The organism is Phycisphaerae bacterium (assembly GCA_035384605.1).
In the GTDB taxonomy this organism is placed as follows: Bacteria; Planctomycetota; Phycisphaerae; order UBA1845; family PWPN01; genus JAUCQB01.
This window is the reverse complement of the sequence record DAOOIV010000013.1, coordinates 13176-32946: the sequence shown is the minus strand read 5'-3', so window position 1 is coordinate 32946 and position 19771 is coordinate 13176. Positions and strand designations below refer to the sequence as shown.

Sequence of the window (19771 nt, the reverse complement as noted above, 5' to 3'; positions counted from 1 at the left end):
GGACCATCGGGAGCGCGGTCATGCTGCGCATCGGCATCTTCTTTGTCATCGTTTTAGTCTCCACGGACAAGCCGGCCGTGGCCGGCACCCGGGCACGCGAGCGGGGTGAAGTCCCTGCCGGGGCGCGACCTGCGCCGGCCATCGACTCGGTCATCCGATTCGCCCTCTCAAGGGATGGTTTCTCGTTCACGGAGACAGGTGAAATCCTGGTCAAGAGTGCTGAAAAGCCTGATATCGTCCGGCTGCCCAACGACCATCTGCTCGTGGTGTTTCGCTGGCAGCCGCAGCCCGAAGCCGCCGCCGTCCTTGCGGCGGTGTGGTCGGCCGATGACGGGCGGTCGTGGTCGGCACCTCGCCCACTGGTGTTCAAGGGAGGCGGCGGCGATTTCGGCAAGATCGCCGGCTCGAGCCTCGCACTGATGCCCGGCGGTATGGTGCGGCTCTATTTCAGTCTGGCTTCTTCACAGGACGGGGCTGCCCGGCTGGGATCGGCAGTCACGCGAGATGGTTTCACCTATCAGACAGACCCTGAAGTCGGCGTGCGATGCGACGGAGCAGATGTGGTCAATCCGCTGGCGTTCTGGGTGGGGCGCGAACTGCATTTGCTGGCAACACCAGTCAAACCGGCGGCAGCGCGGGCCTCCATGCGTCCGCCGCCCGTTTGGGTTTTCACCTCCCCCGACGGCCGCCATTTCAAGGCTGCCAGACCGATGCGTGAGCCGGTGACACCTGGTGACGTGCTGGGCGACCGCGAAGGCTATCGCATGTACGTCTGCGAACGCGGACAGATCCGGTGCATGGGCTCGCCCGACGGCATGCGCTGGCGGCTTCATCCGGTGATATGTCTGCGAGGAGGCAGTGACCCGGCGGTGGTCCAACTCAAAGACAACAGCTACCTGATGCTGTACTGCGCGCCGCTCGATGAACGTTCGGCGCGGCAACCCGAGAAGGCGCTCGCATCGGCGGGCTCATCAGATGAGGCTGCGTCCGATCTGTTCGGGCAGACCCCGTCTGGAGCTCCCGCCTGGGAGGCATTCACCGAAGCGGATACGGCCGCCGAGGTGGGGTCCGACTTGTCGAGTCCTGCCGATTTCACGGAGGTTTCGACGACCGACGTTCCGGATGAATTCCCGCCGCTGCCGGACTTCCAGAATCCGGTCAACTACATGAGCTGGTATACCGCCAATTCCGTGCCCGCCGCCGGCGAAAACGCGTGGGAGTCTTATGCGGACATTCTCCTCGGCAATCGTGAAGGGCCTGAATGGAGGGTGATCGGCGTTCTCGAGCAGGGCGGCTGGAAAACCGCGGAACCATGGGACCCGGCCGCTCATCCTGATTGGGATGCGGCCTTTCAGTCCGCCGACGAGTTGCTCGTCAAGTTCCGCGAGGCGACGGCGGACCCCAGACCATACGGGGTACCCCCCCTCCGTATGACCGAGAACGGTGAGTACTATGAAGCGCCGGACGGCCCCGGTTTGCTCTTCGAAAATCTGCTGCCGCATCTGGCCGCGTCGCGATACCTGGCCAAGACAACGCTGGCCAACGCCTGGCGCCTGGAGAACGGGCAGATCGACGCTGAGAAGATGAAGGACGCTTGGACCACGGTGCTGGGCAATGCTCAGCACCTCGAGCAGGGCGCCTCGACCATCGAAAAGCTGGTCAGCGTCGCCGAGCGGGCCCTGGTCCAGGAACACGCCAGGTCGGCCCTGGAGTACGGCGTATTCCAAACCGCCGATGATCTCGAGGCCGCCCTCGAAACCCTCCAGATGTACGATGTGCCCGACCCCCACCCCGCAAGCTACGTCCGCTTCGAGTGTGCCGCCAGCCTGGACGCGATCCAGTATGTTTTCGCGCCAACCGGCGACGGTTCGGCGATCGCGTCCGACCCCGAGAAGATCAAACAGATCGGCGGCAACCTGAGCACGACCGAAATGATCTTCGCCGCGCTGCTCCCGGCCAAGACGGTCAACGAAGCTGTCGATCTGTTGAACTCACACTACCGCGAATTCGACGAGCTGATGGCCAGGGGATACCCGGCGTTCCGCGAATCGGACTTCGCCAAACGGGAACAGCAGCGAGCGAAGTCCAATCCCATCACCAGAATCATCATGCCTTCTCTGGACCGCGTCCGACACATGCAAACCCGGGCGGAGGCCTCACGCCGGGCAACCCAACTGTCCTACGCCGCCCACCTGTTCAAGGCCCGCAACGGCCGCTGGCCCGCCAGTCTCGACGAACTGCCCCCCGAGCACCGCGAATCCGTCCGCGCCGACCCATTCACCGACCAGGATCTTCGATACCGCCTCGACGGCGACGGCTTCACCATCTACACTGCCGGCGAAAACGGCATCGACGACGGCGGAATCCACAGCCCCAGCGGCAACATGAACAAAGACGGCAATTCGGACGACTACGTCTTCTGGCCCCCGCAGAAAAACTGACGACAGCCATCCCGTCAACGGATGACCGAGGTTTCTCAGACCGGGTGGCATGCCCACGGCTCTGCGTGGGCATGTGTCAACCGAATCCGTCCTGGACAACAAAGTCCCGATCACGACAATTGGTCCGGGGCAAAGGCCCCCACATGTGCGGTCTCGGAAAACAAGCGAGGTTCTTGTGAACGATACGAAGAGAACGAGATGGTTTGGATCGGCATTGGCCGTGTTGTCATGCACGGTCAGCCTGGGCTGTGCGGGGCGGGCCGATTCTCGGCTTGACGCGGTGATCGACCAGGCCATCCGCGAATTCGAACCCGACTGGCAGCCGCAACAGGGCGAAATCGACAGGCTCGTGGTTCTCATTGCACCGATGGCCCGGCGGGCCGGTTGCCCAGACGATACGGACCGCCTCAACCTGCTCACCGCCGGCTACTTCTATCACCTCGTACGGGGGGGTAGCGGCATCCCGGCGATGTACCGCACCGATGCCGACCTGCTCCCCTCCCCGGACACCCTCGACCGCGCCGACCTCGCCCGCACCGCCTCCGCCGCCAAGTGCGACCTGTGCGTCATCCTTGAGCCTCCCGCTAAGAACGGGGCACAAGCCGGTGCCAAGCTGATTGTTCGAGCCGCTTCATCGGAACCCCCGTCACAGCAATTTGCGGAGACTGTCGCAAACTCGCTCGGGGGGCATGCCGGCCCCGCGGACATCGTTGCCGGTCTCAACGCGCCTGCGATCAGAATTCGGATGGCGGCGACGCAACCCGCGACCCGGTGCTTCGCCCCGCCGCCCCATCGCCTCATGGCCGAGCGTCTTTACCGGGCCATCGCGACTTTCGCGGCCGGGCGGCGCGAGTCGCTGGCCGCTTCGCGTTCGACCCGCTGGCCGCAGAGCGCTCCGTCGGCCGTCGATCTGGGCGCGGTGCGGCCGATGCGTCCCGAAGCCGACAGGATCATGACCATCGTCCAAACCATCCGGCCGTCAGGAGATTTACCCCTTGAGCAGGCCGCGTGGTTCTGTGACATGTTTCGCCGGACGAGTCTGACGGATGCAACCACGGTCTATTTCAATCCGCAGGTCAGCATCGAGGAAGGCGATGTCGTACTGCGCGGAGCCACGACGGCGCCGGCTCTGGCCGGCACACTGGAAAGAGCACTCAAGAGAGCCGGCATTGAACGGGTCCGCAACGAGATGCGTTGCCTGCCGGAGAACGGGCGGCTCGACGGGCACAGGTTTGCCGCCGTGACCGTCTCGACGGCGCGGACCTACAGCAGGCCGTCGGATCTCGGTAATGTTCAGACCCAACTGCTATACGGTGAACTTCTCTGGCTGCTCGACCACCGCGACGGCTGGTACCTTGTTCACGCGAGCGACGGCTATTGGGGTTGGGTCCGACAGGAGGCGGTTCGGATCATCGAGCCGTCGCAGTTCGAGTCTTTGCTCAACTCGAAGCAAGCGGCGGTGCTGAAGACCATCGAGATCAGCGGAACGCAAGTCCCGGCCGGGGCGCGCCTGCCGCTGGTCGTACAAACGCCCTGGGACATCTCCATCCGGACCCCCTTGGGTGAAGCTGCTGTCGTTCCATCCGGCTCGGTCCGCGTGATCGATGATTTCGCGACGACCCGACCGCGGATCATGCCCGCGCTGGAAATGCTGTATGTTCCGTATGTGTTTGGGGCGCGGTCGCCTCTGGGGCTGGATTGCAGCGGTATGGTCAACAATCTCTTTGATCGCAGCGGCCTGCCGATCGCCCGCGACGCCACGCAGCAGTTCCTCAGTGGCAAGCTGGTGGCCACGCGCTGGTATCGCGATACCATCCGGCCGGGTGACCGGCTCTACTTCCTCGACAATTACGGCAAGATTTTCCACACGGGGATTGCGATCAGCTCGACGCATTTCGTTCATTCGTCGCCGCCGGCCGTGCAGATCAGCAGCCTCCAAAAGGGCGACCGACTCTACGAGCAGTATTGGGATCAGTGCTTCGTTGGGGCGAAGAGGCCGTGAGGAAGCCCCCGGCGATCAGCCGTCAGCGATCAGCTATTAGCTCCAGCCAAGAGGCCATTACAGGTAGACGAAGTCCGTCACACGCGGGTTTTGATCGTTGTTGCGGCTATGGATCGAGCCGCCCCGGAGATCGGCTGCCGCAGGCAAATGCAAATCGTTCCGACCGGCCTTGCGGGCTCAAGGCCAAGGCACCGGACGATAGGAAGTCAGCACCGGATCAGGGCGAGGGCTCGCGGTCGGCGGCGAGGTACGCAGGTCGATCACGGTCTCCAACATGGACGAGGAAAAGAGGCCAATTCGTTGATTGCCGGCCACCACGACCTCGTTGTTCATGTCGATGCCACCGATCGCGCAGCCGATGTACATCACGAGACCGTTATTTGGAAAATCCTTGATGCGTATCCGCGGAGCCAAGGGCCGTCCGGCAACCCGGAAACAGTGGTCGATAAACTCGGTGCAGTAGAAACGGTCGTCGTCGGGAATGAACTTCTGATCGTAGAGGACATCCTCGGCGATGAGCCTGTCAACCTCGGCCAGCACGAGCGGGACGAGATACTGATACTCGGGCCGGAGCCGCCGCACGACCGTATTCCACGTGCCATCTTGGTACCAGTCGACCAGGTATCGCCGCGAGATCCCCACGGGCGAGACGTCGACCAGGATGATGCCATCGGGAGCAACGCGATAGACGAGCGCGGCGTGGGAGAGGTCGCTCTCAGTCGCCTCCGCGACCACCTTGCTGAAGTCAACAAGACCGCCGGCCAGCGGGGTGCGACTGAGGCGGAAGATGATGTCGCCCTCCTTCAAGACAGGCTCGAGAACGGGAACGTCCTGTTTGGCCTGCTCATTGAATTTCTCAACGGAGACCGGGATCGGTGTCATCTGGCATCCTGCTGCCAGAAGCGCAGACACCGTGAGAAGGCGTTTTGTCATATCGCAGGTCCTCGAAGGCATCGGCCGCGAAGCCCGGCCGGCGAAAGGCCGGCGGTTCGAAGTCAGCGGGAATCTTAACGCAAACGCCCAGAAAAAGCCATTGCCGGGGGTAGGTGCCCCTCCCCGGACCGGCCGGGGCCCATACGCCCGCTCGCAGGATACCATAAGCATCGGCTTCAGACGCGCCGACGGTTTAGTACCACTTGACCTGCGCCCCGACAAAGCTCATTATCCCCTTATCCCGGGCACTGTTATCGTCGGCAGCGGGCAGAGCCCGATCTGCGGGATTGCACAGTCATCCGCACACCCACGAAGGAAGTTGACCATGATGGCAGCCTTCTCGCAGGATGACCCCGACGCTGCTGACAAGTTTCGAAGCATGTTTGGCCCTGGGCAGATTGACCAGCAAATCCGCCAAGCGATCCACTTTTGCTGGATGACACTGCCCGCAGACAAACGGAACGTTGACGAGGTTGAACACCAGATGCGTCGGATCCTCGATCGAGCTTTGAAGGACCGACGTGACGATGCTCAGGCGTTCGGGATTGGTGAAGAGTAAGCATGCCGGCCGAGACCCAGGATCTCGCGACCGGCATGACGTCGGGCAAAACCCATGCCACCTGCCGCTTGGCGCATGAACATGACTGAATCCAAGATGAGGCCGATGATCCTGCGTGCGGGGATCGTTGTCGCTGGTTACTTTGGTTCCACCTTTCTCCTGTTCATCCTTGACAGTGCAATCACTCAACCACACCCGGTATACGTGTCTGGTACGTGGCTGACCTACGCGGCGCGGAACGCTCTCTTTTGGGCCTTGCGGTTTGGCGTCGGCGTGGCGGTTATCGTGACAGTTGACCTGGGCGTTCAACGAATCCACGGGGCTTCATCAAAACGAGACCTGCGCTTCTATCCGACAGTCAAAGGATTGCGAAATGCCGTCCGCGCCCCGATGCCCCGCTTGGTCATGGTCGCGGGGTTATTGCTACTCGGCGGGTACTATGCTCTGGTTGAGATTGCCATATGGGAGACAAGCCGGCGTCCACACGGGCTTATCTGGCCCCCACATCGCCTGTTCGTCGTGTGTCTGATCTCCTGGGGTGTCCTGTGGATTGCTGACTGCCTGAGACGACCGGGTGGCGGGACGATTGTCGGGGCAATTGCCTTCACAACGTGGGCGACACTCTCTACCCTTTCGATTGCCTTCGGTTGTCTTGTGGAGTAGTCATGATCACCCATTCCTCGCTCCGCGAGAAATGGGACAATCTCGATCAACAGGGAATTCGCAATGACAGAATGCACTACACGTTCGAAGTGGGCAGCCATCCTTATTCTGTTTCTCTCCCCCCTCATCGGCTGCGTGACAGATCCGCAGGCTCGCTGGCAGGGCCCGTTCTTTTTCATCCAAATGGCCGACCCGCAGTTCGGGATGTTCTCCGGCGACAAGGACGTCGAGAAGGAGACGGCTCTCTTCAGCCAGGCTCTCGATCATGCCAACCGCTTACGGCCGGCGTTCGTGGTCATCTGCGGCGATCTGATCAACAGGCCGGGCGACGAAGGCCAAGCCGCCGAGTTCCTGCGTGTTGCCGGCCGACTGGACCCCGGCATTCCCCTGCATCTCGTCTCGGGCAATCACGACGTCGAGAACACGCCCACTCCCGCCGGCCTTGAACGCTACCGGCAACGGTTCGGCTCAGACTGGTACGCCTTCAACCACGGCGGATGCCGCTTCGTGGTCATCAACACCACACTGATCCACGACCCGTCCAAGGCGCCGGAGGAAATGGAGCGGCAGGAAACGTGGCTCCGGCACGAGCTGACCGACCCGCAACAGCCACGGCCGGTCCACCGCATCGTCTTCCAGCACCATCCGTGGTTCAACAAGACGGCCGACGAACCGGACGCCTATGAGAACATTCCCCTATCGCGTCGAGGCCGGTATCTCGATTGGTTGACGCAGGCCGGCGTCTCGGCCGTCTTCTGCGGCCATCGCCACGGCGACAGCATCACCCGACACGGCCGGATGGAGATCGTCTCAACCGGCCCGATCGGTAAACCGCTCCGAAAAGACCCCTCCGGTTTGCGGATCGTCGAGGTGTACAGGGACCGGCTCGTCCACCGGTACTACCCGGTGGATGTCGTGCCGGAAAAGGTGTGCCTGGCGGCGAAATGAGGGAGCCGTCAGCTTTCACCGGTCGGCAATCAGCTTGCTCCATAAGGCTGTTGGCCGCCGTGCCTCGTGATGTAGATGAAGACAAGGAGTAGAGAGAGCGGCCTCCTTGCCGATGGTTTTCTTCTCGCGCGACAAGAACGTCAACAAGAAGGCGCGGCATGTACTCGCGCACGCACGAGCAAAGGGTTGTTCGGTCTTCACATCGGCAAGCTTTGCTGTGGGCCGTCAGACTCCATCTTCCGCCTCCCCTTCTTCGTCGCTGGAAGGACGGGAGACGGGCCGAAAGCAATGGCGCCCGAAGGCCGGACGGTGGTCGGTGGAGTATCTGGTCCTGACCGCGATGCTGATGATGTGGGAGACGGATGCGGCTCTGCGATGCAGTCTCATGAAGGCCTGCGAGAGGATCGTCGAGAGGCTTCCCAAGCGGCGGCGTTGCGCTTTTACGAAATGGGATGGGAAGCGGAAATCTGTTATCGCGGCTACAGGCAAACGCTGGAACAGCCGAAGCTCAGGAGCGATCCCCCGGAGCAGGCCCGCCGGGAGGCGTTCTGGGATATGACCGCAATGCCGCTGTTCGGCCTGATGAGCCCGGAAGCCCTCCTGAAACGGAAACCGGACCGAAAAACCTCGGCATCGCGACCGCTCGGCATAGGATTCGCCGAGCCATGATTACGTCCGCCTGCTGCCGCCGACGGGGCAACCTGCAAACTCTCTTGGCTTTCGCGGTCAGGGACACATACCGTGGGTACCATCCTGACTCATGGCCGACGGCCGAGAGCGAGCAGCTTCTTGTCTACTCATCAATCCCTAAATCCGTCTTGGTCATCAGAGCCTCGAAGACGAAACCGGCGCCTTCGATGTTCTCACGGGCACCTTCCTGGCGGTCGATCACCGCCACGATCTTCTCGACGGTCGCCCCGGCCTCGGTGATGGTCTTGGCTGCCTCGAGCACCTGGCCGCCGGTGGTGGCGACATCCTCGACCAGGAGAATGAGGTCGCCTTTCTCGATCTTGCCTTCGTACATCTTCTTCGTGCCATAGTCCTTCTTGGCGTTGCGGATGATCACGAACGGCAAGCCTGAGGCCATCGAGGTGGAGGCGGCCAGAGCCACGCCGCCGAGTTCTGCGCCCGCGATCCGTGTTGTCTGAGGACTGATATGTCCGGCGAATCGCTCGCCCAGCTCGCGAAGGATCTTCGGTTCGGCCTCGAACAGATACTTGTCAAGGTAATACTTGCTCTTGCGGCCCGAGCGAAGGGTGAAATCGCCTCGCAGCAAAGCCGCCGCCGCCACTGCGTCAAACAGTTCCCGGTCGGTCATGCCTGTGGTCTCCATAACAGAAACTCGGCGAGGGATCATACCACGAAGGACCGCGGCGCAAAACAAGCCGCGACGCCCATCGGCCGTTCCGGACGTCCCCCGCAGGCGACGTGGAGGCTCTCGCCCTGGGAAACGTGCTCCCTGTTCGCAGAATCGCGATTGCCGGCAGGTTTCGCTCGCCAACATGAGATACAAACTGCGTCCGAATCTCAAACCGGCCCCCGGTGTTCAGCCCGCGCAATCCGGATTGCCGGGCACGCCGGCACCCGACAGACAGCTCAAAAAGACCCTCATGTCCGCCTCATCGACGAACTCATCGCCGTCCAGCGAGGCGTCATTGCAGCGAGGCTCGGTCTGCGGCACGGTCGAGCCGTTGAGGCACTCCTGCAAATGGCCGAAATCCTCCTGGTCCACGTCGGTGTCGAAGTCGAAATCGCCCGGCACAGGGGCCGACACGTGGATGGTCGCCTCGGGAACCGACGAGCACAAGCCAAATACGTTGCCGCCGATGTTCGTGTTCTCCGGCGTGGTCTGCCCGTTATTGAATCCGAGCCACACGACGGCACCGTCGCCGCTGTCGGCTATTCCCAGACCGCCCACGCAGAGAAACACCTTGACCGTCCCTGGTGTCACTCCGGTCAAGCTCAGCGTGGCGAACCGGCTCGGGTTGTCCGGCAGGGTGTCGGTGTTGGACAGATCGAAGGCATTGGCATCATCGATGCCCTGGCCGCCCGTGTCGGTTCGGGTTGTGCCGGCAGTGGCCCCGTACCAGCGGCCGGGTGGTTCATCGATCGATATCGACGCCTGGGCTGACCCTCCGTCGTCGCTCCTCAGTCGCACATCGAAGCTGATGCCGTCGAAACCCAGGGGGGCCGTGGCCTTGTTGAACCAGAGATACAGCGGCACCGATCTGCCGGCCACCAACTGCACATCGGGGTTGGTGACGCTGCCCAAGCGGCTGAACGCGGCTTCCTCCTGAAGCCAGAAGAAGGACTGACCGGTGCTGATCTGACTTCCGCCGGACGCCGTTGCCTCATGTCCCGGTCCCTGCGGCAAGCCGGCCCCGTACATCCGATCGGCAAATAGGGGCACGTCGTCCTGATCGACCAGTCCGTTGCCGTTCATGTCGCCGGCGGGACTGAACTGATTGCCGGCTCCGGCCATTTGAACGAAAGAGAAAATGTCACGGTTGTTGGTTCGGTTGTCGTTGTTCATGTCGCCCAGACCGTCGAAGCCGTTGATCTGCACGAGGATGCCGGTGATCGTCGTGACGCCGGGCTCAGCTCTGGTCGGTTCATAGGCCACGACGTCAAGTCGATGGTGCCCCTCGTTCATCCCGGTGAACGTGCGGGCGAACGTGTCCCTGTCTGTTTGCGTGGCCAGCCCCTGCCCGGCTTCGGCCAGAGCGACGACGTCGGTCCCCGGCTGCTGGTCCAGGAACAGATGTACCCGCGTGGCGGTGCGGTCGGGCGAACGCACCGCAATCTGATACATGCTCGAGGTGATCGGCGTACCCGGCGGCGGATCGGCCAACGTCATTGTCGGAGCCAGCCGATCGATCAGAATGACCTTGCGCCACGTCTCGAAAATCGGCGGCGACCCGGCGGGTCGGGAACGGAAGGCGATGACGCCGAGATAATGCCGCCCCTCGGAAAGCGATGTTGCATCGATGATCTGACGGTAGAGGCCCTTCTGCACGCCGCCGATGTCCACGCCGCCCGATTCGAGCGAGACCGACTCGGTCAGGAAATGCTCGTAGCCATAACCCACAAAACCGGGGTCCAGACTGTCGATATAGCCATTGCCGTTGATGTCCATTCCCATGTCCATCCGCAGCAGGGCCAGATCATCCTCGGCCGGGTCGAGCGGATCGGCGTCAACGGTCTCGAGACGGACCTCGAACTGGTCGGCGGTGATCACGTCAATAGGGGTGAGTCGCCGCGTACCGTTGGGTTTGGACGGCGAGTCCGCCGGGATCGTCTCGGCCACCGGTGTCACGAAGAGGTCACCGTCTGGATTCACCGGACCGTACACTACGTAACCGCGTCCATGCCAATCTCCGTTCACGTTCCTGTTTCTCGGCACGCGGATCGTGGCCTGGCCGCCGGCGTCGACCGTGATAACGTCCCAGATGGCGTTGGTGGGATCGACGGCTACGTCGGTCGCATTGCCGGTAAGCTCCTTGAGGCGGGTGCCGGCCGTGAAGCTCGTCTGCACCGTTCTTTGATCGTACCCGTTGTCATGGCGATCGTTGAGGCCCACCAGGCAGGCATTGTCACGTTCGTAGATCAGTACGTCTCCGTCGATCCATCGTTCGAGGTAGCTGCCGCGGGCGTACTCGTTGTGGACATCCACGAGGGTGGTGAGATAGCTGTCGTCGTTCCCCAGCGGATCGGACCGGCTGGGCCGCGGAAAGCTGACGCTGCCGAACTCACCGGCCTGGTAGTAGACAATCGGCAAGCCCGCTCGGGTCAGGAGATAGGCATAGGCGAGCAGCCCCGGTGAGGGCAGCGGCTGCCCGGCGTCGTGGTTCTCGACGAAGGTGACACCGAAGTCGCCGTTATTGGCGTTGCCGTCGAAGTACCCATCGAAGCTGGCGTTCACCACGCTGGACCAGTTGCCGAAGCCGTTCTGGCTGAGCATGTCGTGGATGGCGTAATAGAGCGGGAAGTCCAGGGCGTCGCGATTGCCGGTGACCCCGCCGGAGGTGTTGCAGTTGCCGGTGGTGCCTTTGCACACGAAAGCGGCAATCTCGGGATTGCCCAGGATCGACTCCCCGAAGCTTAGCGGCGTGGTCGGCGCGCCGCTGAGATCCGGCTTGCCCCGCAGCCAGACGTGACGGTCATAAAAATCCCGCCAAAACCAGTCGGGGGTATGTTTACAGGCGTCGATCCGAAAGCCATCGACTCCGACGACCTCGATCAGCCATCGGCAGTAGCGCAGCAGAAGTCCGGTGGCGTTCTCTGCCACGGGATCGCCGGCCATGGGATTGCTCGTGTTGAACGGATGGATGCCGATGCTGTTGGCCGGCAGATCGTTGTCCGAATAGAACTGCCGGTTGTTCGGGCTTGGCCGATCATACGCCGTTCCGGCCGGGATGTTCTGCGGGTCCCCGGATGTGACCGGATGCCGAATGTACGCGATATTGAATTCCTGGCCGATGTCGGCCAGGTTCGAGATCCAACAAGTGGTCGGGCTGGAGTTGCAACTGGCTCCGGGCGCATGGAAATCGCCGTGGCCTTCGGGCCCGCCGCTGACCACGAATCCGGGGTAGTCTCCAGTGGCCTCGAACCCCGGCGTGTCCTTGGACGAGAAGCCGTTGTGGTTCAGGATCAGGTCAATGAAGGTGCCGATGGCCGCCTTGTTTTGCTCGGCCACGACCGCCTCGAAGCCCGCTCGCGTGCCGTAACGTGTCGGGCCGGACGGGGAGCCGAGGTCAAAACGGTCGAAGACCGCGTAGCCGACGTTCGAGGTTCCACCTTCCGCCTTGCTGGGTGGAGGCGTCCAGACCTGGCCGTAGCCGGCGATGAAGGCATCAGCCGTGCGGTCTTCTATGGTTTGCCAGGATGTTTCGAACCACTGGAGAGTAACCGGCACGCCTTGGCCGACAGCCGCCGACACAAGGGCCAAGCATGCCGAACAGGCCATCGATCTCGTCGTCCATCGTCTTGCCATGACCCGGTGCTCCGCGACAGACGGCAGGGTGGAGCCGCCGTGGCCGGGCGGCGCATGTACCCAGCCCCGGGCGACAGCAGCCGTCAATTACCCCCGCGCCCATCCCGGCCAGGACGTGGACTCATTGCTGGGTCAACACCTCGCCCATGTAGTTTGCGTGGTAATCCTCACGCGCCGCCGCGGCCGCCTCTTTCCAGAATGCCGGCCCTCGGGGCAAGGCGGCTTGGAGCCCGTCCCCAAACCCCCGACCGGCCGAAAGCCCGTCCGGATAGGTTCTTACGAGCGGCGTCGCCGCAGGCACAACAGGCCGCCGACCAGCACCAGAATCACCGCTGCCGGCTCGGGTACCACATCCACGCGGATGATGCCGGTCAGAGCATCAACCTGGAATACGGCGGTCGGGTTCGCTGCGGTCACTTCAAACCAGGTCGTGTTCGCATTGACGCCGCGAAAGTCGTCGCCAATGGCGTCCCAAGAACCCGTAACCACGGCCTTCCACTGGTACCAACCAGGGGCCAGCGTCTGCTGATACTTGTAGATCCCGCCGCCCTGTGCCACCATCGCGGTCGCCGGGTTGGCATTATTCCAGCCCTGCCAGTCGCCGACCGCCGTCCAGGTCCCTGGATCGGTGCTCAGGCCCATGCGGCCCCAGTTGCCTCTCCAGCCGTCCTGGATGTCGTTGGCGTTGAATGTGATGGTGACCTTGCCGTCACCATCGCCAAAGAACCAACTGTTCCCGCTGCCGGGCCAGTTTTGGTCCCAACTCCCCGTCGTGACCTTGAACTCATGCCGACCGCCGACGCCGGTCAGGTTTGCCTGCCAGATGCCACTGCCCAGGTCGGTCATGGCGGTGCCGGCCGGGTTCCAACCATTGAAATCGCCGGCGATGTAATAGTCGCCGAACAACGGAGCCACGGCCATGGCGACCGCAGCCACAAAGACAACAGTCACATTCCTCATGTTTTCGCTCCTCCTCTTATAGAGCTGGCTCAAATACTGACCCTCATACCGCACACACCTAGTACTACTGATTACTCCCCAAAGTCCCGCATACAAGCCGATCAGGGTTCCACCGGGTCGTCGCAAGTCTTGTCCGCTGGAACTCCCGGACCGGAAGCACAGAATTCAAACAGGCCGTAATCCTCCGCATCAATATCGAAGTCTCCCTCCCCCGTCGCGGGGTTCCAGTCAAAGCATGCGCAACCGGCTCCAACCCCGCCACCGCTGCCGGTATAACAGGCCTGGAACGCGGCGAAATCCGCCTGGTCGACGTCATTGTCCCCGTCCGCGTCGTATCTCGGATCGGGACAGCCTGGCGGAGGAGGACCGATGTAAGTGGTGAGGCACGAATAGCCCGCGGCCGCCAGATCATCAATTCCGTCGTTATAGTTGGGTCGGCCGCCGCCTAATCCTGCCGGGAGGAACTGATTTGAAAGCCACCCGGCGTAACTGTTGGTTATCATCGCAAACAGGCAGATTGGATCACCCTCAGTGGGAGAACCCACCGCATACGCCGGGATCGAGATTTCGAATCCGGTGGTGGCCGTCTTGGCGTTATTGGGCTGGATACCCAAGGGGTTATAGATCGGGTCATCGGCCGACCGATTGTTGACGCCGACCACGTTCATGTTGTTGATCGCGACCCGCCAATCTGGTACCACCCCGCCGTTGTCGAGCACGCCCTCGCCCGAGTTCACCGGGTTGGACCCGATGTAAATGCTCTGGTTCGTCTGAAGGTTGATCAGATCAACGTAAGCGACGGAACTCCAGATATTGACCACCAGGGCGAAATCGGCTTCGAGGGGAACCGTATCACCGGCCATTCCGCCGATTCGTCCGGCGTTGGCATCCAAGGTGAACTCACCGCCCGCCACGGTGTCAAGGAACACGACCAACTGGTTGCCGTTGGCCTCCAAGTTGCCTGTGACAGCGACGTCGATGGAAAGGTTGTCGAGCCCGTCCTGAACGAAGATCTGGTTGATCTCTGATCCGGGGGCAAGAACGGGCTGGCATTGGGCCTGAACGCGGTCACCGAAGCTGGTCACCGTGTCCTGGCTGGCGACAGCGTTGCTCGTGCCAAACTCGGCCACAATGTCGCGGCCGTCCAATGTGGGGAAGAAAGCAGCCGGCGTCAGGATCGCCTGGGCGAACTGCGTTCCCGTCACCGTCGTGAAATCGGGCCGCGGCCCGAGATTCGTGGCATGGTCATTGCCGTTCTGAATCCCTGGCAACGTCTGGTTGCTGACGTACCCGTCGGGGGCGGTCAGAAGCACCGCCACCTTGAGGGCCAAATCGCCGCTGATCGGCGGCGTCAGCCCCAGATCCGCCAGCGAAATCTTCGCCTCCAACCCGCGCGTTTGGCTTCTTGGGTCGCCCGGCAAACCGGAACCCGGCGCGGGCGGGGCGTTTGCGCTCTCGCCCGTCACACCGGCGGTGCCGGTATTGTTGTAGGCGTACTCCGAACCGTTCGGGTTCGTGCCGCCGGACAGCATGCCGCTGCTGCTGTTGATCTGGACTTCGCCTCGGAAAACGCGTGTCGCAAAGTAGTCGAGTTGTTCGATGGGCGCCTCGGTACAATCGCCCAACCCGCCTTCCGGCGTGGTTGGATCGTTCCACTGCCCGAGCACGGCGGCCGACAGATCATACTGTGTCACGTGCAGCCAGCCGCCGTCTGTGTCAATCGCGATTGCGTAGTCAGGCGAAAAACCCGCTTCGAGCGTGGTACCCGTTGAACCCGGATCACGAATGGTCTCGTTGCCGACGTTCCGAATGAGGGGCTGACCAAGTCCTTGAACGGCACCGGGTGGTCCATTACCGGGGCAATTCTCGACAGGCCCATCCGGCGCGATCTCGGTGGCCAGAACGTTCTGGCCGCCGTCCGTCACGTCCAGAAGGATAATCTGGGAATTGCCGTTCTCCTCGAGGTTGCCGGTCAGCCCGATGTACAGGTAATTGCCGTCGGTTCGCAGATAAAGCTCGTCGAGTTCGGACCCGTTGGTCAAATAGGTGCAGACTGCCGTTCGATCGGCGAAGCTCGTCACCGTGTCCTGGCTTGCGACCAGGTTGGCCAGACCGAATTCACTGACCGTGTTCATCCCGTCGATGTTCGGGCTGAAGGCCTGGACCGATCTCGTCACGGTTGCATACTGATTGCCGGCAACGGCAGTGTAGTCGGGTCGATAGCCGAGGTTGGTCTGATTGGTGCCACGCGCCGTGCCCGGCAGAGATTGGTTGCTGACCAACCCCCCGCCGCCGATGAGAAGTACGCTTATCCTGATCGTCAAGTCGCTGGTCAGTGGTGGTGTATAGCCGAGGTCGGCCAGATGAATTTTGGCCTCCAGGCCTTGGGTCTGAGTGCGAGGATCGCCCGGCAGGCCCGACCCGGCAGCGGCCACCGCTGTCGCGGTGACACCCTGTGTCCCCTGGTTGTTGAAAGCGTACTGCGAGCCGTTGGGGTTGGTGCCGCCGCTCAGCGTGCCGTCGTTGCTGTCCACCGCGACTTGGCCTCGATAGATCCGCGCGGCATAGTAGGGCAGAGACTCAATGCGGTCGAAGCAGGGAGTTACGCCGTTGTTCGTTCCGGGATCATCCCAGGTTCCAAGCGACGCGGAATACAGGTCATATTGGGTCACGTGGACCGTTCCGCCGAAAGTGTCGACCGCGATCGCGTGGTCCGGTTCGAAGCCGCTGTCCAGCAACGTTCCGGTGGAGGCGGGATCTCGAATGGTCAGGTCGTCGCTGGGGTCATCCGGCGTGCCATTGTTGTTGGTGGCCAGCGCCTGCCCCAAATTGGGGACCGCGAAAGGAGGCCCGACCGAGGAACATGGCATTTCGCTGATGATCGGCGCGATCTCCGTGGCGAGGACGTTCTGCCCGACCCCGGGGGTCAAATCAGTGTCCAGCAACAACACGATAGCGTTGCCGTCGAATTGCAGATTGCCGGTGACGCCGACGTAAAGGTACGTGCCGTCCGTCCGGACGTATAACTCATCCAACTCTGAGCCGACGACCGCTGGATCATTCCAGACCTGATCGCCATAGCCGGTGTAGTTGTCCTGCACCGCCGTCGATTCCGCGTTGGCCCATTCCTCGCCGGCGCCAAAACCGATGACCCCGTCGAAGGTCACTTCGCCAATTGCGGACACGGCAACAAAACAGGACATGATTACGGCAACAGATACACATAGCAGTTGGATATGCTGCTTCTGTTCTCTCACGGCTTTTCTCCTTTTCCCGCCGATGGCGGCGTTGCGCCTGAGACCGTTCCGGAACCGTCGACCTGACCGGTTGGAATCGCAGAATGCCCGGAGATGTGCAAAACGTCCTGTTTCCTACCCTCCAACGGCCTGTCCGGATATTGTCCTTGTACTGGGAAACGAATACCGAGTCAATAGGGAGTATACCGCATGCTGGGCTTTGCTGGCACCCGTTTCTTGCCTGCGTCAAGCCCTGCGGGAGTCCGTATCACCCACTCCGGCGCGTTTCGTCGTTGCCTGCACGCGATGCCGTCAGGACCGGACTGGGCGGCATGCGGTTCATGCCAGAGGCGCGGCAAGAGCCGACTAAGTGATTGTCGGCAAACGGCTTCCAAGCCGGTTGACCGGCAACCTGCCTGATCTCGGTGGTCGGCAGGCTGATGCACAGCCGGGACCGGCAGGTCTCCGCCTTCTTCGGTGACTTTGACCATGCCCGAATGTTTCCACGCGCGTTCCGAGAGTCAAAGGGTGTGGTCCGCCTCGTCTCCCGAGCAGGATCCAGGGTTGTCTCCATGTATTCACTGGGACGGATGTGGGCCGAACAGTGCGCTAATCGCCTCGACTGTTCGGTCGACCAGCATCTGCCCGCCCTCAGGACCGACCTTGTTGCTGTGAACCACCGCACTGTAACCGCCTCCGCGCACGGCCCGCTCGGTCGGAAGATAACTTCCGCCGCCGGCCAACTGGATCACGAAGGTCTGAACCGCTTTGCTGCGGGCCTTGATCTGGACGCCGTAGTCGGTGAACAACTCGAATGGATTCGTGCAGATCACCGCATCGCCGATGCGCAGCACGTGCAATTCAGTCTCGTGCGTGGGGTTCGGATTATCCTTCTGCGATTCGAATCTCTGAACGGTTGCCTCGTACCATTTCATCCGCCGGTGCAAACGGTCGGCGGCTTTCGGATCCTTGGCGATTTCGTCGGCGACCTGCCGGCAAGCAACCTTTGCTTCGGCGTATTCTGCTTCGGTCACCAGCCGCATGGGAAGCTGAACCGTTTCCACCCGGTGGATCAGCGGCCCATCGGCATGCCGATCGTTCTTGACCGCCTCGTAAGCCTCATCAACTGCCCGCGTAATGCGCCGGGCCAGTTCCTCCGTCGGCTCCAGCCCGCGAAGCCGCATCATCCGCTCCTCGGCCGCCTTCCGGTGAATCGGTCTGGGCGACTGGTCGCCGGCGGCCCCCGTCCATCCGAGGATACACACCTCCGGACCGTATTGCCTGCGCAACGCTTCGCGCACCGGGTGCCAGAAATCGGCGTTGATCGTGGCTCGACTTTCGACCACTTGCGAAGGACAGGATACGTTGACGCCGATGCAGATGAGTCTGCCGTCCTTGTTCCAGAAGAACAGCGTGCCAACGTCGTGGTCCTCGTAGCCCTCGAGGCCGCGGAACGTCGGTACGTCCGTCCTGCCGTACATTACCGCCGAACCGTCGACGTAGACTGCGCGCCGGTTGTAAGCCACCATGGCATGCCCGAGGCCCCAGGTTACGCTGCCCGGCCCGCGGCTGGTCCATGCCTTTGCGATCACCTCGGCAAGCCGCTCGACAAGAAAGGCTCGATATGCTTCCACCGGCATAACGCCTTCCTTCGGAAGCTCGTATCGGCCCGCTTCCATGACGGGTGCCGTGTGAGTATGGGTTCCGTTCAGAATGATCTTGTCTGCACCGAGTTCCGGAAGCCGTTTCCGTATTTCCTCGCGTACCGAATGCAGCACGACGTCCGGGATGGAAATCAGGTCGCAGGAGACCATGACCGCCGCGTCTAGCGACTTCTCACCCGCGCGCGCTTCCAGGGTCACGGCGTTGGCGGTCAGCGGCGTTTCAATCGTCCGGGCGATTCGGAGGTTGAACTGTCCCTGCAATGCCACCGGACCAGCAGGCGTGATGTCCACACAGGCTGCCCCGACCAGGAGCGAGGTTTTCATCGAGGGCACGTCGCCGGCCGGCGAGGCGCGGAACTGCTGACGAATGACCTGATACTTGGCCGCCTGCTTGACCGGGTCCTGATGGCAGTAGATGAGAACGCCGTCAGCGCAGGCCGTCGCGGCCGTGATCACCTGCTCGACGTACTCCGGGGTGGAATCTCCCAACCGGCTGTGCGCCGTGGCGTAGACATCCACGATGATCGGCACGCTTACGCCCATCAACTCGCGCAGCCGGGCAACCTCCGCTTCGACCAGGCCGGGATCGGTCAGATTGGCGCCGCCGGATTCATGCCGGTAGGGAAACAGCAGGCCGTCAACCAGCCCCGCATAGTCGCGAGCAAAGGCGGGCGTAACGGCGCTGTAGTAGCTGCAGGGCACGAAAGCCAGTTGGGGATGAATCTCGCGAGTGGATGCGCGGATCGCCTTGATCCGCGCGGGCGTGAACACGCCAAGATTGTGCGTGAAATCGTCGATGCTCCAGGCAACCAGATGCGGATGCTTGCGACTGAGACGGGCGATCTCGACCGCCCAGCGTTCATAGTCCAGCCGATAGGGTTCAGAGAATCGCTTGGTGTGCGGCGGCGATTCCGAGGGCGGAACCAGCGTGACCCAGACCTTGAGCCCGGCCTCGCCCGCGCGGGGCAGGAATGCCTGCAAGTCCTCCCAGTCCGTGTCGGCGTGCCAGATCAACCAGTGATAGGTGTTGGCCCGCAGGTCGCCGAGTTCCAAGAGCAACCGGTCCAGGTCCACTCGTCCGTTGGGCAGGCGAGGGGCCGCATCGTAGGTTCCCCGGCAACCGATGATGGCTCGCGCCGCCGGGGCAAGTTTGGCGACGGGAGCGGAGGTTGAGGTCGAGGCGCCCGCACACCACAGCGCCGGCCACAATACACTCATAGCGGCAACCCAACAGTCGTTTCTCATGAATCAAGCCCCCCGGATAACCTTGCTTGGCCGGATCTTCCAGTCCTATTCGGCCATTGTACGACGGCTCATCCCAGCGCCCAGGTGACGAGTTGCCGGCCCTGAACGGAGGGCCCGTGACAGAAGC

12 protein-coding genes are annotated in these 19771 nt (G+C 62.3%); 6 read left to right on the top strand and 6 right to left on the bottom strand.

What is annotated here, in order from left to right:
* Nucleotides 1–20 precede the first annotated feature (20 nt).
* Both PLL20_05330 and PLL20_05325 read left to right on the top strand, forming a co-directional pair.
* Complete coding sequence (locus PLL20_05330) at nt 21–2441, top strand: hypothetical protein (GenBank protein ID HPD29395.1); 2421 nt, start codon at nt 21–23, stop codon at nt 2439–2441.
* Nucleotides 2442–2616: 175 nt separating this feature from the next.
* Complete coding sequence (locus tag PLL20_05325; GenBank protein HPD29394.1) at nt 2617–4443, top strand: NlpC/P60 family protein; 1827 nt, start codon at nt 2617–2619, stop codon at nt 4441–4443.
* Between the two features lie 177 nt (nt 4444–4620).
* Here the strand turns inward: PLL20_05325 and PLL20_05320 are convergent, their stop codons facing one another.
* Entirely contained in the window at nt 4621–5325 is a 705-nt protein-coding gene (locus PLL20_05320) for a YiiX/YebB-like N1pC/P60 family cysteine hydrolase (protein ID HPD29393.1), read from the bottom strand.
* 376 nt (nt 5326–5701) lie between these two features.
* Between PLL20_05320 and PLL20_05315 the strand changes: the two genes are divergently transcribed.
* From PLL20_05315 to PLL20_05300, 4 genes are all read left to right on the top strand, one after another.
* The gene (locus tag PLL20_05315) at nt 5702–5935 is read left to right on the top strand and encodes a hypothetical protein (GenBank protein HPD29392.1); all 234 of its coding nucleotides are present in this window, start codon (nt 5702–5704) and stop codon (nt 5933–5935) included.
* An 81-nt stretch (nt 5936–6016) separates the two neighbouring features.
* On the top strand, nt 6017–6598 hold the full coding sequence (locus PLL20_05310; protein HPD29391.1) for a hypothetical protein: 582 nt from the start codon (nt 6017–6019) through the stop codon (nt 6596–6598).
* 63 nt (nt 6599–6661) lie between these two features.
* Nucleotides 6662–7546: a metallophosphoesterase gene (locus tag PLL20_05305; protein HPD29390.1), complete on the top strand. Its 885-nt coding sequence runs from the start codon at nt 6662–6664 to the stop codon at nt 7544–7546.
* A 375-nt stretch (nt 7547–7921) separates the two neighbouring features.
* Nucleotides 7922–8215: a hypothetical protein gene (locus tag PLL20_05300; GenBank protein ID HPD29389.1), complete on the top strand. Its 294-nt coding sequence runs from the start codon at nt 7922–7924 to the stop codon at nt 8213–8215.
* 124 nt (nt 8216–8339) lie between these two features.
* Here the strand turns inward: PLL20_05300 and pyrE are convergent, their stop codons facing one another.
* The 5 genes from pyrE to PLL20_05275 form a co-directional block, all read right to left on the bottom strand.
* Complete coding sequence (pyrE, locus tag PLL20_05295) at nt 8340–8864, bottom strand: orotate phosphoribosyltransferase (protein HPD29388.1); 525 nt, start codon at nt 8862–8864, stop codon at nt 8340–8342.
* A gap of 228 nt (nt 8865–9092) precedes the next feature.
* Nucleotides 9093–12539 carry a hypothetical protein gene (locus PLL20_05290; GenBank protein ID HPD29387.1) on the bottom strand — a complete coding sequence of 1149 codons (3447 nt, stop codon included), beginning with the start codon at nt 12537–12539 and terminating at the stop codon, nt 9093–9095.
* A gap of 276 nt (nt 12540–12815) precedes the next feature.
* Nucleotides 12816–13499 (bottom strand): PEP-CTERM sorting domain-containing protein, encoded by a 684-nt coding sequence (locus PLL20_05285; GenBank protein ID HPD29386.1) that lies wholly within the window; start codon nt 13497–13499, stop codon nt 12816–12818.
* Nucleotides 13500–13600: 101 nt separating this feature from the next.
* Nucleotides 13601–16756 (bottom strand): hypothetical protein, encoded by a 3156-nt coding sequence (locus tag PLL20_05280; protein HPD29385.1) that lies wholly within the window; start codon nt 16754–16756, stop codon nt 13601–13603.
* A gap of 557 nt (nt 16757–17313) precedes the next feature.
* Complete coding sequence (locus PLL20_05275; protein ID HPD29384.1) at nt 17314–19644, bottom strand: hypothetical protein; 2331 nt, start codon at nt 19642–19644, stop codon at nt 17314–17316.
* Nucleotides 19645–19771 lie beyond the last annotated feature (127 nt).

Excerpts from the sequence above, each read along its gene's own strand:
- PLL20_05330 (HPD29395.1), top strand. The coding sequence starts at position 21 with ATGCTGCGCATCGGCATCTTCTTTGTCATCGTTTTAGTCTCCACGGAC.
- PLL20_05320 (HPD29393.1), bottom strand. The coding sequence starts at position 5,325 with ATGACACCGATCCCGGTCTCCGTTGAGAAATTCAATGAGCAGGCCAAA.
- PLL20_05315 (HPD29392.1), top strand. The coding sequence starts at position 5,702 with ATGATGGCAGCCTTCTCGCAGGATGACCCCGACGCTGCTGACAAGTTT.
- PLL20_05310 (HPD29391.1), top strand. The coding sequence starts at position 6,017 with ATGACTGAATCCAAGATGAGGCCGATGATCCTGCGTGCGGGGATCGTT.
- PLL20_05305 (HPD29390.1), top strand. The coding sequence starts at position 6,662 with ATGACAGAATGCACTACACGTTCGAAGTGGGCAGCCATCCTTATTCTG.
- PLL20_05300 (HPD29389.1), top strand. The coding sequence starts at position 7,922 with ATGCAGTCTCATGAAGGCCTGCGAGAGGATCGTCGAGAGGCTTCCCAA.
- pyrE (HPD29388.1), bottom strand. The coding sequence starts at position 8,864 with ATGACCGACCGGGAACTGTTTGACGCAGTGGCGGCGGCGGCTTTGCTG.
- PLL20_05290 (HPD29387.1), bottom strand. The coding sequence starts at position 12,539 with ATGGCAAGACGATGGACGACGAGATCGATGGCCTGTTCGGCATGCTTG.
- PLL20_05285 (HPD29386.1), bottom strand. The coding sequence starts at position 13,499 with ATGAGGAATGTGACTGTTGTCTTTGTGGCTGCGGTCGCCATGGCCGTG.
- PLL20_05275 (HPD29384.1), bottom strand. The coding sequence starts at position 19,644 with ATGAGAAACGACTGTTGGGTTGCCGCTATGAGTGTATTGTGGCCGGCG.